Raw genomic sequence first — 14,911 nt, forward strand, 5'->3', positions numbered from 1 at the left:
TCGTCCGATCGCGGCCCGAACCTGCGGCAGCTCCTACAGGGATCGCATTCCTATGTAGGAGCTGCCGCAGGTTCGGGCCGCGATCGGACGATCTTTTTTGCTTTATTGCTTGCCCAACGCAAAGTTGGGCAACGCCCCCAGCGGCTGGTTGAACTGGTAGGGAATCGAAACCAGCCCCGCCCCGCTGTTGCGCTGCACCACGAAGTGCAGGTGCGGGCCGCTGCTGTTGCCGGTGTTGCCCGAGAGTGCCAGCGGACTGCCCACCGCCACCCGCTGCCCTTCACGCACGCTCACCGAACCTTGCTTGAGGTGCAGGTACACACCCATGGTGCCGTCGTCGTGCAGCACCCGCACGAAATTGCCGGACGCATCATTGCCGCGCCCGCTCTGCGAATTTTCGGTTTTCACCACCACCCCTGCCCGCGCGGCAATGATCGGCGTGCCGACCGGCATGGCGATGTCCATCGCGTACTTGTTCTTCGGCCCGTAGTGGCTGTATTGGCCGTTGGCGCCCTGACTCAGACGGAAAGGCCCACCGCGCCATGGCAGCGGATAGCGATAGCCCTGCGCGGTGCCGGCAGGGTCACCGAGGGAATAGTGAAATTGCGGCGTGTACACCATCGGCTGCTTGCCGGACACCGCCGTCAGCAACGCCAACCGCGTATTGCTGCGCGCCGGCAGCACCCGGCGGATGGTTTGTGCTGGCGCGCCACGCACATTGCTCATCCCGGTAAACGCCAGCGCCACCTCGACCGGCGCATACAGATCATTGCGCACGAACACCACGTCAGTGCCTTTCTGTTTTTTGATGTCGAGATAGACCTGCCGCTCCAGGCGCTCGACCATCCGGTCCTGAAAAACGAACACCTGCGCGCCTTTGCTCGGCCGGTCGCTGTACGAGACCACGCCGTTGGCATCGGTGGATTTGTAAATGGTCATGGCCACAGCCGAGGTGGAGGCCATGAAGAGACCACAGAAAAACAGCAGGCGCGCGAGCATGGGCAAGAGTCTGTCGAAGTAAGGCCTGGGAATGAGCCTAGCAGGTGAAGCAGACCAGGCTAGTCGACAGATGTTTCAAATTGGCAGGAGCGGGAGATGGGTGGTGCTTTTGATGGACCCTTCGCGAGCAGGCTCGCTCCCACATTTGGAATGCATTCCAGGGTGGGAGCGAGCCTGCTCGCGATAGCGGACTGTCAGACGACGAAAATTACGCGCCTGGAACAAAGTGCTTCTGCGCCGTGCCGCGAGCGATCAGGCGGGAGATGTAGTCGAGCTTCTGCGCGTCCTGATCAACGAAGCGGAAGGTCAGTTGCAGCCAGTCGCTGTCCGGTTTCGGCTCAAACGCGACAACCGCGTGCAGGTAACCGTTGAGGCGGGCGATTTCGGCATTGTCGCCCTGCTCCAGATCGAGCACGGCGCTGTCGAGGATCTGCGGCAGGGTGTCGGTGCGTTTCACCACCAGCAACGCTTCCTTGATGCTCAGGGCCTTGATCACGCATTGCTGAGTACCGCTTGGCAGGCGCAATTGGCCTTGGCCACGACCGCTGGCCGGCGCTGAAGCGGCGGCTGGCGCCTTGACCGGTGGGCTGTTGAGCAAACCACGGGACGGCCCAGCGGCGGGCGCTGGCGCGGCAGCAGCCGGTTTGGCGAACGGGTTGACCGCCGCAGCTGCCGGTGCACCACCAACCACGGCAGGCTTGCCACCGGTCAAGGCACTCAGGGAATCGTTGCCGAACGCCGAGTTCATCTTGGTCGGCGCGCTGTTCATCAGGGTGTCGAGCTTGCCGACCTTGTTCAGCGCCTGCTTGACCTTGGTCAGCAGTTGCTCGTTGGTGAACGGCTTGCTGACGTAGCCGGAAACGCCGGCCTGAATCGCCTGCACGACGTTTTCCTTGTCGCCACGGCTGGTAACCATAACGAACGGCATGGTCTTCAAATTGTCTTGCTCGCGGCACCAGGTCAGCAGTTCGAGACCGGACATTTCCGGCATTTCCCAGTCACACAGGACCAGGTCGAAGGCTTCTCTGGCCAGCATGGCCTGAGCCTTTTTACCGTTGACGGCGTCCTCGGTGCGGATCCCCGGGAAGTAATTACGCAGGCACTTTTTCACCAGGTCACGAATGAACGAAGCATCGTCCACGACCAACACACTGATCTTGCTCATCCAACACCCCTATTAAAATCCCGGCAAGCATAACGCTGGCTGATGGCACATTGCCAAAACTCTTCAGTCACGCCGGGACTTTTCGTTCGCGGGTGCTGCTTTTTAATCGAATCTGCCCATGAAAAGCACAAACAAAAACGCCCGGCCAAAGGGCCGGGCGCTTTTCTCAGGCAATCTTACTTATCGTCAGCATCGCCCGGAACATTAGCGGTTTCGCCGCTTGTGCCTTCAACTTCTTCTTTCATGCGCTTGAGGCCCATGTGGCGCACGTCGGTGCCACGCACCAGGTAAATGACCAATTCGGAGATGTTGCGCGCGTGGTCGCCGATGCGTTCCAGCGAACGCAGCACCCAGATGATGCTCAAGACCCGCGAGATAGAGCGCGGGTCTTCCATCATGTAGGTGGCCAGCTCACGCAGCGCGGTCTTGTATTCGCGGTCGATGATCTTGTCGTACTGCGCCACCGACAACGCCAGGTCGGCGTCGAAACGGGCAAACGCGTCCAGCGCATCACGAACCATGTTGCGCACCTGGTCGCCAATGTGACGAACCTCGACATAACCGCGCGGCGCTTCACCTTCTTCGCACAGCTGAATCGCACGACGGGCGATCTTGGTCGCTTCGTCACCGATGCGCTCCAGGTCGATCACCGACTTGGAGATGCTGATGATCAAACGCAGGTCGGACGCCGCCGGCTGACGACGGGCGAGAATGCGCAGGCATTCTTCGTCGATGTTGCGTTCCATCTGGTTGATCTGGTCATCGATCTCGCGCACCTGCTGAGCCAGGCCGGAATCGGCCTCGATCAGCGCGGTCACCGCGTCGTTGACCTGTTTCTCGACCAGCCCGCCCATGGCCAGGAGGTGGCTGCGCACTTCCTCGAGCTCAGCATTGAACTGCGCAGAGATGTGATGGGTCAGGCCTTCCTTAGAAATCATTGTGTTCGCTCCGCAAAAGCTTTAACCAAGAGCTGCAAGCTACAAGCTGCAAGCTGAAATTTGTCGTTACGCTGAACCGCTTTGACTTGCCGCTCGCAGCTTGAAGCTCGCGGCTGTACGGTTAACCGTATCGACCGGTGATGTAGTCTTCGGTCTGCTTCTTCGCCGGATTGGTGAACAGGGTATCGGTGTCGCCGAATTCCACCAGTTTGCCCATGTACATGAACGCCGTGTAGTCGGACACCCGCGCGGCCTGTTGCATGTTGTGCGTGACGATGACGATGGTGAACTTGGATTTAAGCTCGTAGATCAGCTCTTCGACTTTCAGCGTCGAGATCGGGTCGAGGGCCGAGCACGGTTCGTCGAGCAGCAGCACTTCCGGCTCAACCGCGATGGTACGGGCGATGACCAGACGCTGTTGCTGACCACCGGACAGGCCAAGTGCCGATTCATGCAGACGGTCTTTGACTTCGTCCCACAGTGCCGCACCTTTCAACGCCCATTCTACCGCCTCGTCGAGAATGCGCTTCTTGTTGATGCCCTGGATGCGCAGGCCGTACACCACGTTTTCGTAAATGGTCTTCGGGAACGGGTTGGGCTTCTGGAACACCATGCCGACGCGACGACGCAGCTCGGCAACGTCTTCGCCCTTGCGATAGATGTTGTTGCCGTACAGGTTGATCGCGCCTTCTACGCGGCAGCCGTCAACCAGATCGTTCATGCGGTTGAAGGTGCGCAGCAGCGTCGACTTACCGCAGCCGGACGGGCCGATGAAGGCGGTCACGCGCTGTTTCGGGATGTTCATGCTGACGTCGAACAGCGCTTGTTTCTCGCCGTAGTACAGGCTCAGGCCCGGTACTTCGATGGCAACGGTTTCCTGTTCGAGACTGAGGCTCTGCTTGTCGCGGCCCAGGGCCGACATGTTGATGCCGTGGGTGTGTGTTTCGTGCTGCATGGGAGGCTCCCTGTGCTAACAAATTCGGTTCGTTGAACCACTGGCCTTGCCAATGGGTTACTGAAAATCTGTGGCTTGCGCCGATCCTTGTGGGAGCTGGCTTGCCAGCGATGGCATCACCGCGGTGTTACTGGCTGACCGAGTCGCCTGCATCGCTGGCAAGCCAGCTCCCACAGGATTTGTGTTAACTGTCCAAAGCTTTGTATTTTTCGCGCAGGTGGTTGCGGATATACACCGCCGACAGGTTCAACGTGGCGATCACCAGTACCAGCAACAGCGCCGTGGCGTACACCAGCGGACGGGCCGCTTCGACGTTCGGGCTCTGGAAGCCGACGTCATAGATGTGGAAGCCCAAGTGCATGATCTTCTGGTCCAGGTGCAGGTACGGGTAGTTGCCGTCCACAGGCAGCGATGGCGCCAGTTTCACCACACCCACCAGCATCAGCGGCGCCACTTCACCGGCGGCACGGGCCACGGCGAGGATCATGCCGGTCATCATTGCCGGGCTGGCCATCGGGATCACAATCTTCCACAAGGTTTCAGCCTTGGTCGCGCCGAGGGCCAACGAACCTTCACGCACGGTACGCGGGATTCGCGCCAGACCTTCCTCGGTTGCCACAATCACCACCGGCACCGCCAGCAGCGCCAAAGTCAGCGACGCCCAGAGCAGACCCGGTGTACCGAAGGTCGGTGCCGGCAGTGCTTCCGGGAAGAACAAGCGGTCGACCGAACCACCGAGTACGTAAACGAAGAAGCCCAGACCGAACACGCCGTAAACGATCGCCGGTACGCCGGCGAGGTTGTTCACCGCGATACGGATGATCCGCGTCAGGGTGTTCTGCTTGGCGTATTCCCGCAGGTACACCGCCGCCAGCACGCCGAACGGGGTGACGATCATCGCCATGATCAACGTCATCATCACGGTGCCGAAGATCGCCGGGAAAATCCCGCCTTCGGTGTTCGCTTCACGCGGGTCGTCCGACAGGAATTCCCAGATCTTGCTGAAGTAGAAGCCGACCTTGGTGAAGGTGCTCATCGCGTTCGGCTGGTAGGCGTGAACCACTTTGCCCAGACCGATTTCGATCTCTTTGCCGTTGGCATCACGAGCGGTCAAGGCATCGCGGTTGAACTGCGCATGCAGATCGGCCAGGCGCGCTTCGATGTCCTGATAACGCGCATTCAGCTCGGCACGCTCGGACTCCATGTCCGCTTGCGCGGTGGCGTCGAGCTTGCCTTCCAGTTCCAGTTTGCGACCGTGCAGACGGATGCGCTCCAGACCTGCGTTGATCGCACCGATGTCAGTCTTTTCCAGCGACTTCAGTTGTGCCGCCAGACCGTTCACACGGTTGATTCGCGCCTGCAACTCAGGCCACGCAGCCTCACCCTCGGCGATGACTTTGCCATCCTGTTTGACGTTGACCAGGTAGCCGTAGAAATTGCCCCACTCGCGACGCTCGATCGCCATCAGTTCTGGCGGCGTGGTCTGGTTGGTCAGCCACTCGCCGACGATCCAGGTGAAGTCGTTACCGTTCAGATCACGGTTGCCGACCTTGATCAGCTCGCGGGTCATGAATTCCGGGCCTTCATCGGGCACCGGCAAACCGGCGCTCTTCAGACGGGCGCGAGGCACTTCTTCTTTCTGTACCACTTCACCGATGACCAGGTGATTGGCCTGGCCCGGTACGTCGTAATGGGCGTGGACCAGGTCCGCCGGCCAGAAGTGACCGAGACCGCGCACGGCAATCACCGCCAACAGGCCAATGGTCATGATGACCGCGATGGACACCGCGCCACCGCTGATCCAGACGCCCGGGGCGCCGCTCTTGAACCATCCTTTCAGGGAGTTCTGTTTCACAGACTTCTACCTTTGCTTAAAGCGACGAGTATTTCTTGCGCAGACGCTGACGAATCAGTTCTGCCAGGGTGTTCATGACGAAGGTGAACAACAGCAACACCAGCGCCGAGAGGAACAGCACGCGGTAGTGGCTGCCGCCGACTTCCGACTCGGGCATTTCCACCGCGACGTTGGCGGCCAGGGTGCGCAGGCCTTCGAACAGGTTCATTTCCATGACCGGGGTGTTACCGGTGGCCATCAGCACGATCATGGTTTCGCCGACCGCACGGCCCATGCCGATCATCAGCGCCGAGAAGATCCCCGGGCTGGCGGTCAGGATGACGACACGGGTCATGGTCTGCCACGGCGTGGCACCGAGGGCCAGCGAACCGAGGGTCAGGCCGCGTGGCACGCTGAACACGGCGTCTTCAGCAATCGAGTAGATGTTCGGGATCACCGCAAAACCCATGGCCAGACCGACCACCAGAGCGTTGCGCTGGTCGTAGGTGATGCCGAGGTCGTGGGAGATCCACATGCGCATGTCACCGCCGAAGAACCAGTTCTCCATGAACGGGCTCATGTACAGCGACAGCCAGCCCACGAACAGAATCACCGGAATCAGCAGCGCACTTTCCCAGCCATCCGGGACTTTCAGGCGGATCGATTCAGGCAGACGACTGAAGGTGAAACCGGCGACCAGGATGCCGATCGGCAACAACATCAGCAGGCTGAAGATGCCCGGCAGATGCCCTTCGACATATGGCGCGAGGAACAGACCGGCGAAGAAACCGAGGATCACCGTCGGCATCGCTTCCATCAGCTCGATCACCGGTTTGACCTTGCGGCGCATGCCCGGGGCCATGAAGTACGCGGTGTAGATTGCAGCAGCAACGGCCAGCGGCGCGGCCAGCAGCATCGCGTAGAACGCGGCTTTCAGCGTGCCGAAGGTCAGTGGCGACAGGCTCAGTTTCGGTTCGAAATCGGTGTTGGCTGCAGTCGATTGCCAGACGTATTTAGGCTCGTCGTAGTTCTCGTACCAGACCTTGCTCCACAGCGCGCTCCACGAGACTTCCGGGTGCGGGTTGTCGAGCAGCAACGGTTGCAGCTTGCCGCCGGCTTCGACGATCACGCGGTTGGCGCGTGGCGACAGACCGAACAGGCCTTGGCCTTCAACCACCTGATCGACCAGCAAGGTGCGGTGCGCGGTGCTGTGGAACACGCCGAGCTTGCCGCTGGCATCCAGCGCGAGGAAGCCTTTGCGGCGCTCTTCGGCGGTGATTTCAACGATCGGCGTGGTGCCCATCTGGAAGGTACGAATCTGTTTCAGGCGCAGCTCACCGTCGGTATCACGGGCCATAAACCATTGGGCCAGACCACCCTTGGAGTCGCCGACAATCAGCGAGATACCACCGACCAGTTGCGTGGTCGCGGTGACTTCAGCGTCAGCGTTTTCCAGCAGTTTGTAGCGACCGTTGAGGCTCTTGTCGCGCAGGCTGAACACATCGGCCTGAGCGCGACCGTTGACCACGTACAGCCATTGCTGGCGCGGGTCGACGAAGATGTTTTTCACCGGCTCAGTCATCTGCGGCAGATCGATACGCTTCTGCTCGTTGGTGACTTCACCGGTCATCATGTTTTCTTCGCTGGTCAGCGACAGCACGTTGAGTTGCGAACCGGTCGAACCGACCAGCATCAGCGTCGTGTCGGTGGCATTCAGGCTGACATGCTCCAGCGCACCGCCGGCTTCGTTCAGCGCGATCGGTGCCTCGCCATACGGATACTCGATGGCCGGGCTGATGGTTTTCTTGCCATCGGGGTAGCTGACTTTATAGGTGTGACGGAACACCAGCGCCTGACCGTTGGACAGGCCCACGGCCACCAGCGGATGGCCTGGCTGGTCTTCACCAATCGAGGTCACGGTGGCGCCGGCAGGCACCGGCAGATCGACGCGCTTCAGCTCAGCGCCACTGTCGATATCAAAGAACAATGCCTGGCCCTTGTCGGAAACACGCATGGCCACCTGATTCTGCTCTTCGAGCGAAATCATCAGCGGCTTGCCGGCGTCCTGCATCCAGGCCGGGGTGATCGAGTCTTTCGCGGTCAGGTCGGCACCCTGGAATAGCGGCGCAACCACGTAGGCGAGGAAAAAGAAGATCAGGGTGATGGCTGCCAGCACCGCGAGACCGCCAACGAGGACGTACCAGCGAGTGAAGCGATCCTTGAGCGCGCGAATGCGGCGCTTGCGTTGCAGCTCAGGCGTATTGAAATCAATGCGCTTGGGAGGATTAGTAGTCATTTGGGAATTGGCCAGATCATTCATGCGCTCACCCTAGCGATCCTGTATGACAGAAAGATGACAATGCAGTGACGCAGCAAATCCACCGCCAGCGGGACTGGCAGAGGATCAAAAATTTGAGGTGTGGAAAAGGCCGGTCTGCGCGCAGATCCGGCCTTTCACCTGAGTCCGGCGGGGTTCACCCCGGACTCAATTTGTTACTTCTTTGCGACAGCGCCGCCTTCCTGCAGACCCAGGTCAGCCAGTGCTTTTGCAGCAACCTTGGCTGGCAGTGGGATGTAGCCGTCTTTCACTACCACTTCCTGGCCCTGTTTCGACAGCACCAGTTTCACGAACTCAGCTTCCAGCGGAGCCAGAGGCTTGTTCGGGGCTTTGTTGACGTAAACGTAGAGGAAACGCGACAGCGGGTATTTGCCGTTCAGGGCGTTTTCTTCGGTGTCTTCGATGAAGTCGGTGCTGCCTTTCTTGGCCAGAGGAACGGTCTTCACGCTGGCGGTCTTGTAACCGATGCCGGAGTAACCGATGCCGTTCAGCGAGGAGCTGATCGACTGCACAACCGACGCCGAACCAGGTTGTTCGTTAACGTTTGGTTTGTAGTCGCCTTTGCACAGGGCTTCTTCTTTGAAGTAGCCGTAGGTGCCGGATACCGAGTTACGGCCGAACAGTTGTACTGGTTTGTTGGCCAGGTCGCCGGTCACACCCAGTTCGCCCCAGGTTTTCACGTCGGCTTTGGCGCCGCACAGACGGGTCGACGAGAAGATCGCATCAACCTGTTCCATGGTCAGGTGCTGGATCGGGTTGTCCTTGTGCACGAACACAGCCAGGGCATCCACGGCAACCGGGATAGCGGTTGGCTTGTAGCCGTACTTCTGCTCGAAGGCCGCCAGTTCGGTGTCCTTCATCTTGCGGCTCATCGGGCCCAAGTTGGAGGTGCCTTCAGTCAAAGCAGGTGGCGCAGTGGCGGAGCCAGCGGCCTGAATCTGGATGTTGACGTTCGGGTATTCTTTTTTGTAGTTCTCAGCCCAGAGGGTCATGAGGTTGGCCAGGGTATCGGAGCCGACGCTGGACAGGTTGCCCGACACACCAGTGGTCTTGGTGTAGCTCGGGATAGCAGGGTCAACAGCGGCAACCGCGTTGGCAGTCGCAACGCCAGCAGCGACAAAAGTCATTGCCGCCATCAAACGCTTCAGTTTCATGCCTTACTCCTAGCAGATAGGGTGTGTTAAGTCGGGGCCAAGTATCAGCAGGCCGTGTGAACACTCTATGGCTGAAATATGACAATTGGATGAAAGGCCAGCATGGGAGCCGTGTTAAAAAAGTGAAGCTCTTCCCGGGTTGACAAATCACTATCAAAAGATAGTCTTGTCAACCACGAGAGGGCCCCATGATAAACGACCGAATTCGCCGCGCGCGCCTGCAAAAAGGCCTCAGTCTAGAGGCTTTGGCGATGGAGCTTGGCGACATAACCAAACAAGCCTTGAGCAAATATGAGAAGGGGTTGAGCACTCCCAATTCAACTCGTCTGCTACAACTGGCCAAAGCGCTTCAGGTCAGCCCTGAGTACTTCTTCCGCGCGGATGCAATTGCGCTGGCGCCTCTGGAGTTTCGAAAACTGGCCCGAATGCCGAAATATCGCCAGGCACAGGTGGAAGAAAAAATTCGCGAACACCTTGAGCGCTACATCGCGCTTGAGGAATGTTTCGATCCTGCCGACATCCACACTCCCGTCACCCCGTCACAAATGATCCCGGTTTCCTGTCTCGATGACGCCGAGCGCGCAGCAGAGCAACTTCGTCAGTTCTGGGGAATTGGTAGCGACCCTATCGCCAATCTGACCGAACAATTGGAAGAACACAGCATAAAAGTCGCCATGCTAAACGGCCCGGACGACTTCGACGGCGCTTGCGCTGCCACCGGTAACGGCGAACACGTGTTGATTGCACTGAATGCCGATCGCCCAGGTGAACGAATCAGGTTCACCGCCGCGCACGAACTCGGCCACTGGGTCATGGCATTACCAGAGGATATGCCGGAGAGGGACCAGGAAAATTGTTGCCATCGATTCGCTGGCGCGTTTCTTTATCCGGCGAAAAGTGTCACCGGCGACTTCGGTAGCCATCCTCGCTCCAGAGTTCATCCACGAGAACTGCTGATTGCAAAGCGTCAATACGGGATCTCAATGTATGCCGCGTTAAGACGCCTGAAAGATCTGAAGCTTCTTAGCGAAAGTGGCTATAAATCCCTCACTATCCAATTCAGCGCCAACGGCTGGCGCAAATCAGAACCTGAGCCGCTACCTTGCAATCCGCCGCAAAGATTTGAGTCGCTAGCATTCTGGGCGTTGGCAGAAGGGCTGATCACCAAGTCTCGGGCTGCCGAACTCCTGCGCAAACCAGTTAGCGCACTGGACCCCAATTTCCTGGGTTCACTGGAGAATGCATGAGTTTGATCTTCATCAGTGATACGAATATCTGGATTGACTTCAGAAACGCCGGATTGCTGGAGCAGATGTTTCGATTGCCATTCACACTTTGCTGCACCGACTTTGTCATGCATGAGCTTGCAGACTTTCCCCACCAGGAACTGCTTGATCGAGGACTGAGTGTCGAATCGTTCGATGAATCTGGCGTGATCAGACTCTTTGAGCTGAAAGTCGAGCACAACAACAGCTCACTGGCGGACGTGTCTTGTTACCTGCTCGCACAGGAAACAGGGCGTCCGTTGCTGACCGGAGATGGCAAGTTAAGGCGCCAGGCACAACGAGATGGACTGGAGGTGCACGGCGCTCTTTGGTTACTTGATCTGATGGTTGAGCATCAAGTAATTGAAAAGTCGGATGCCGCAAACGCCTTGGCCCACATGGCTTGAGCATGGCGCTCGACTCCCGACAGCAGAATGTGAATCAAGGCTCTCACGCTGGCGAGAGCCCTAGAAGCAGAATCTTGGGATCAGCGCCCCTTCTTCCAGAGCCACGCCCCGACCAAAATCCCCATCGCACACAGCACCGCTACATAGTAGGCAGGGCCCATCGCGCTTTCTTTCAGCAGCAGACTGACCACCATCGGCGTCAGGCCACCAAAAATCGCGTAAGCCACGTTATACGAGAACGACAACCCGCTGAAACGCACCACCGGTGGAAACGCCTTAACCATCACGTATGGAACCGCCCCAATTGTGCCAACCAGAAAACCGGTCAGCGCATACAGCGGGAACAACCAGTTCGGGTGATCGGCGAGGCTGTGATAGAAGGTCCAGGAGCTGATCAGCAAGCCCAGGCAACCAAACACGAATACGCGACCGGCGCCAAAGCGATCCGCCAACGCGCCGGAGATAACGCAGCCAATGCTCAGGAACACGATCGCCAGACTGTTCGATTGCAGCGACTCGGTCGGCGTGAAGTGATAGACCGTTTGCAACACGGTCGGGGTCATCAGAATGACCACGACGATGCCAGCGGAGAGCAACCAGGTCAGCAGCATCGAGATCGCAATCGCGCCGCGATGATCACGCAGCACCGCACGCAGCGGCACTTCTTCAGCCAAGGCTTTGCGCAACTGCAGTTCGGCAAACACCGGGGTCTCGTGCAGCCAACGGCGCAGGTAGACCGAGAACAGGCCGAACACACCGCCCAGCAGGAATGGAATCCGCCAGGCGTAATCGGAAACTTCCGCTGGCGTATAAATGCTGTTGATCGCGGTGGCGACCAAAGAGCCGAGCAGAATGCCGGCTGTCAGCCCGCTGGTGAGGGTGCCACAGGCATAACCCATGTGCTTTTGCGGAACGTGTTCGGAAACGAAGACCCAAGCCCCCGGCACTTCACCGCCAATCGCCGCACCTTGAATGACCCGCATCAATAGAAGAAGAATCGGCGCCCACATGCCGATCTGCGCATACGTTGGCAGCAGGCCCATGATCAGGGTCGGCACGGCCATCATGAAAATGCTCAGGGTGAACATCTTCTTGCGCCCCAGCAGGTCGCCGAAGTGCGCCATGACGATGCCACCCAGCGGCCGTGCGAGGTAACCGGCGGCAAAGATACCGAAGGTCTGCATCAGGCGCAGCCACTCGGGCATGTCGGCCGGGAAGAACAGCTTGCCGACCACGGTGGCGAAGAAAACGAAGATGATGAAATCGTAAAACTCCAGCGCGCCACCAAGGGCAGACAGCGACAGAGTCTTGTAGTCGTTGCGGGTCAACGGTCGTGCGGGTTGCTCGGGCTGCGCGAGGCTCGAAGGCGCTGTGGTCATGGCAAGGGCTTCTCTTATAGTCGGATCTGCCGCCACAACAACGCTGGCGGTGGCTTGGGCAGGTTCGGCACCATAGCAAATTGTTCGAAAAAGCACATAGAGGCGCGTAATTGACGGTCGAAATGAGAACCGGATGGTCGTCGTGGAGTCTACCGACCGATATACTCGCAACCTGCTCCGGTTTGTAAGGGGTTGCTGTGCGAAAACGTCGTTGGCCCGGCCTTTGCTCGGGATTAGCCGGTTTCGCAGAGTTTCTCCTTAGGCGCCTGATGGAAAACGTGACGAACGTAGTAGGTTCGGTGCTGAATCGTTTTTCCCGAAGACGGCTACCACCAGCAATACCAACGAAGAGTCACGGGTCAGAGGCACCCTCGGCATGATAGAGCTCGAACAAGAAGATCCAATCCCGCAAGGCGACCTGGCCCTGCAAATCACCGCACTTCCACGCGAAACCAATGGCTTTGGCGATATTTTCGGCGGCTGGCTGGTGGCGCAGATGGATTTGGCCGGCACCGCAATGGCCAGCCGTGTCGCTGGCGGCCGTGTCGCCACCGTGGCCATCGATCGCATGGCGTTCCTTGTGCCAGTGGCTGTCGGCGCGCAATTGTCCTTCTATACCCAGACCCTGGAAATCGGCCGCAGCTCGATCCAGATGATGGTCGAAGTGTGGAGCGACGACCCGCTGTCCAGCGAGTGGCGTAAAGTCACCGAAGCGGTGTTCGTCTTCGTTGCCATCGACGGCAGCGGTCGCACTCGCTCGGTTCCACCGCGCGCGCGCTAAACCTGGCGGCCGTTTGACGGTCGATAGTGGTCCTTGTTACTGATCGAGAGCTGTCCCATGAACACGCCCAACGTTGAAGCGGTGAAACTGGATGAACTGAACTGCTGGCGCATCCGCCACGGTCAGGCCGAAGTGCTGGTGGCCCAGCAAGGCGCGCACATCCTCAGTTATCAGATCGATGGCCAGCCGCCGATCATCTGGCTCAACGACAAGGCCGAGTTCAAAACAGGCAAAAGTATCCGCGCCGGCGTGCCGGTGTGCTGGCCGTGGTTCGGCAAGTTCGAACGCAACCCGCAGAGCGTGCAGGCCATGTACACCGGTGAGCAACCGGCACCCGCGCACGGTCTGGTGCGGGCGATGGATTGGGAGTTGGGTGGTATCGAATCAGAGGCTGACGGCGTCAAGGTCGAATTCAAGCTGCCCTACCCCGAGGGTGGCCTGCAGGGCTGGCCGCATCAGGTCGATCTGACCCTGACTCTGCACTTGTCCGAGCAACTGAGTTTCAGCCTGACCAGCCACAACCGTGGCAGTGACACCGTCAGCCTGAGCCAGGCGCTGCATACGTATTTCGCGGTCAGTGATGTGCGCCATGTGCATGTCGATGGTGTCGATGGCTTGAGTTACATCGAGACGCTGGACGACTGGAAAACCAACAGCCAGCAAGGCGATCTGCATTTTGCCGGTGAGACCGACCGCATCTATCTCGACGCTCCACCACAACTGAGCATCGTCGATCCGGCCTGGGAACGGCGCATTGTGCTGACGGCTACCGGTTCACGCACGGCGGTGATCTGGAACCCTTGGAGCGATCGCGCGGCAGCGCTGGCCGACATGGACAACGATGGCTGGCAGCGCATGCTGTGCATCGAGACGGCGAATGTGATGGACGACATCGTCACGTTGGCACCGGGGGCGAGCCATACCATGGGCGTCAGCGTCGCCAGCAAACCGCTCTAACAGCACCGCAAAACCAAATGTAGGAGTGAGCCTGCTCGCGATAGCGGTTCGTCAGATCCATTAAATTGGCTGACACGACGCTATCGCGAGCAGGCTCACTCCTACAGTAGTTTGTGGCGCCTGTTAGAGATCGGACTCCTGCACCACCCGCACTTTGTCCGCCTCCAGCGCATACGCCGCATCGGCCAGATCATTGCTGACCTTCTCGACCTTCAGCGTGCCGGTCACCCACAGCGGCGTATAGATGTCGTCCAGCTTCAAACCCTTCGGATAACGCACCAACACCAGTTGATTCGGCGGCGGTGGCGGCACGTGGATGCACGCGCCCGGGTACGGCACAAGGAAGAACAGCGTGCTGCGGCCCTTGGCGTCGGACTCCAGCGGCACCGGATAACCACCGATGCGGATGTGTTTGTCGTTCATCGATGCCACGGTTTTGGTCGAATACATCACCGCCGGCAGACCTTTGGCCTGCTTCATCCCGCCCTTCTCGGTGAAGGTGCCGGTGGCTTCCGGGGAGTTGTGGTCGATTTCAGGCATGGCCTCTAGGGCCTTCTGGTCCGACTTGGGCATCAGTTCGAGCCAGTCGGTTTCCGGCAGTTCGCCGGCGTGGGCCAAACCGCTGCCCAGGAATAGGAGAGTCAACAGAAGACGGCGCATGAAAGTGCTCGGTATAGAAAGGAAGGAACAATGAGTCACCGAGCATTCTAGCCCTCCCGGCCACGTTGGCAGAGAGGGC

The 14,911-nt window shown here is 59.1% G+C and carries 13 protein-coding genes; 4 read left to right on the forward strand and 9 right to left on the reverse strand.

Annotated elements, in window-relative coordinates:
- Positions 1-102 precede the first annotated feature (102 nt).
- From PspR84_RS28875 to PspR84_RS28905, 7 genes are all read right to left on the reverse strand, one after another.
- Positions 103-999: a M23 family metallopeptidase gene (locus tag PspR84_RS28875; RefSeq protein ID WP_160059959.1), complete on the reverse strand. Its 897-nt coding sequence runs from the start codon at positions 997-999 to the stop codon at positions 103-105.
- 208 nt (positions 1,000-1,207) lie between these two features.
- Positions 1,208-2,164: a response regulator gene (locus tag PspR84_RS28880; RefSeq protein ID WP_160059960.1), complete on the reverse strand. Its 957-nt coding sequence runs from the start codon at positions 2,162-2,164 to the stop codon at positions 1,208-1,210.
- A gap of 176 nt (positions 2,165-2,340) precedes the next feature.
- The gene (gene phoU / locus PspR84_RS28885) at positions 2,341-3,102 is read right to left on the reverse strand and encodes a phosphate signaling complex protein PhoU (protein WP_007954334.1); all 762 of its coding nucleotides are present in this window, start codon (positions 3,100-3,102) and stop codon (positions 2,341-2,343) included.
- 121 nt (positions 3,103-3,223) lie between these two features.
- The gene (pstB, locus tag PspR84_RS28890; RefSeq protein WP_016985765.1) at positions 3,224-4,057 is read right to left on the reverse strand and encodes a phosphate ABC transporter ATP-binding protein PstB; all 834 of its coding nucleotides are present in this window, start codon (positions 4,055-4,057) and stop codon (positions 3,224-3,226) included.
- A gap of 184 nt (positions 4,058-4,241) precedes the next feature.
- Positions 4,242-5,912, reverse strand: coding sequence for a phosphate ABC transporter permease PstA (gene pstA, locus PspR84_RS28895; protein WP_007920248.1), 1,671 nt, complete (start codon positions 5,910-5,912; stop codon positions 4,242-4,244).
- Between the two features lie 16 nt (positions 5,913-5,928).
- Complete coding sequence (locus tag PspR84_RS28900; protein WP_174244540.1) at positions 5,929-7,962, reverse strand: ABC transporter permease subunit; 2,034 nt, start codon at positions 7,960-7,962, stop codon at positions 5,929-5,931.
- A gap of 422 nt (positions 7,963-8,384) precedes the next feature.
- A complete protein-coding gene (locus PspR84_RS28905; RefSeq protein ID WP_007920246.1) occupies positions 8,385-9,383 on the reverse strand; it encodes a phosphate ABC transporter substrate-binding protein PstS in 999 nt (332 codons plus the stop codon).
- Between the two features lie 188 nt (positions 9,384-9,571).
- Here PspR84_RS28905 and PspR84_RS28910 point away from each other — a divergent pair, with 188 nt between their 5' ends.
- Together PspR84_RS28910 and PspR84_RS28915 are read left to right on the forward strand one after the other, a co-directional pair.
- The gene (locus tag PspR84_RS28910; RefSeq protein WP_160059962.1) at positions 9,572-10,630 is read left to right on the forward strand and encodes an XRE family transcriptional regulator; all 1,059 of its coding nucleotides are present in this window, start codon (positions 9,572-9,574) and stop codon (positions 10,628-10,630) included.
- Entirely contained in the window at positions 10,627-11,055 is a 429-nt protein-coding gene (locus tag PspR84_RS28915; protein ID WP_238785185.1) for a type II toxin-antitoxin system VapC family toxin, read from the forward strand. The genes PspR84_RS28910 and PspR84_RS28915 overlap by 4 nt, the downstream gene beginning before the upstream one ends.
- An 80-nt stretch (positions 11,056-11,135) precedes the next feature.
- Here PspR84_RS28915 and PspR84_RS28920 read toward each other — a convergent pair whose 3' ends face one another.
- Positions 11,136-12,434 (reverse strand): MFS transporter, encoded by a 1,299-nt coding sequence (locus tag PspR84_RS28920; RefSeq protein ID WP_064389607.1) that lies wholly within the window; start codon positions 12,432-12,434, stop codon positions 11,136-11,138.
- A 376-nt stretch (positions 12,435-12,810) separates the two neighbouring features.
- Between PspR84_RS28920 and PspR84_RS28925 the strand changes: the two genes are divergently transcribed.
- Positions 12,811-13,215 carry an acyl-CoA thioesterase gene (locus PspR84_RS28925; protein ID WP_003229628.1) on the forward strand — a complete coding sequence of 135 codons (405 nt, stop codon included), beginning with the start codon at positions 12,811-12,813 and terminating at the stop codon, positions 13,213-13,215.
- 57 nt (positions 13,216-13,272) lie between these two features.
- Positions 13,273-14,172 (forward strand): D-hexose-6-phosphate mutarotase, encoded by a 900-nt coding sequence (locus PspR84_RS28930; protein ID WP_160059963.1) that lies wholly within the window; start codon positions 13,273-13,275, stop codon positions 14,170-14,172.
- A gap of 123 nt (positions 14,173-14,295) precedes the next feature.
- On the opposite strand, the gene PspR84_RS28935 is transcribed toward PspR84_RS28930, so the two are convergent.
- Complete coding sequence (locus PspR84_RS28935) at positions 14,296-14,832, reverse strand: DUF3299 domain-containing protein (protein ID WP_007920225.1); 537 nt, start codon at positions 14,830-14,832, stop codon at positions 14,296-14,298.
- Positions 14,833-14,911 lie beyond the last annotated feature (79 nt).

Origin of the sequence: Pseudomonas sp. R84, from assembly GCF_009834515.1 — a bacterium.
Taxonomy (GTDB): domain Bacteria; phylum Pseudomonadota; class Gammaproteobacteria; order Pseudomonadales; family Pseudomonadaceae; genus Aquipseudomonas.

Bases quoted from the DNA above. Each gene is read 5' to 3' on its own strand.
- PspR84_RS28875 (WP_160059959.1), bottom strand. From the start codon at position 999: ATGCTCGCGCGCCTGCTGTTTTTCTGTGGTCTCTTCATGGCCTCCACC.
- PspR84_RS28880 (WP_160059960.1), bottom strand. From the start codon at position 2,164: ATGAGCAAGATCAGTGTGTTGGTCGTGGACGATGCTTCGTTCATTCGT.
- phoU (WP_007954334.1), bottom strand. From the start codon at position 3,102: ATGATTTCTAAGGAAGGCCTGACCCATCACATCTCTGCGCAGTTCAAT.
- pstB (WP_016985765.1), bottom strand. From the start codon at position 4,057: ATGCAGCACGAAACACACACCCACGGCATCAACATGTCGGCCCTGGGC.
- PspR84_RS28900 (WP_174244540.1), bottom strand. From the start codon at position 7,962: ATGCAGGACGCCGGCAAGCCGCTGATGATTTCGCTCGAAGAGCAGAAT.
- PspR84_RS28905 (WP_007920246.1), bottom strand. From the start codon at position 9,383: ATGAAACTGAAGCGTTTGATGGCGGCAATGACTTTTGTCGCTGCTGGC.
- PspR84_RS28910 (WP_160059962.1), top strand. From the start codon at position 9,572: ATGATAAACGACCGAATTCGCCGCGCGCGCCTGCAAAAAGGCCTCAGT.
- PspR84_RS28915 (WP_238785185.1), top strand. From the start codon at position 10,627: ATGAGTTTGATCTTCATCAGTGATACGAATATCTGGATTGACTTCAGA.
- PspR84_RS28920 (WP_064389607.1), bottom strand. From the start codon at position 12,434: ATGACCACAGCGCCTTCGAGCCTCGCGCAGCCCGAGCAACCCGCACGA.
- PspR84_RS28925 (WP_003229628.1), top strand. From the start codon at position 12,811: ATGATAGAGCTCGAACAAGAAGATCCAATCCCGCAAGGCGACCTGGCC.
- PspR84_RS28930 (WP_160059963.1), top strand. From the start codon at position 13,273: ATGAACACGCCCAACGTTGAAGCGGTGAAACTGGATGAACTGAACTGC.
- PspR84_RS28935 (WP_007920225.1), bottom strand. From the start codon at position 14,832: ATGCGCCGTCTTCTGTTGACTCTCCTATTCCTGGGCAGCGGTTTGGCC.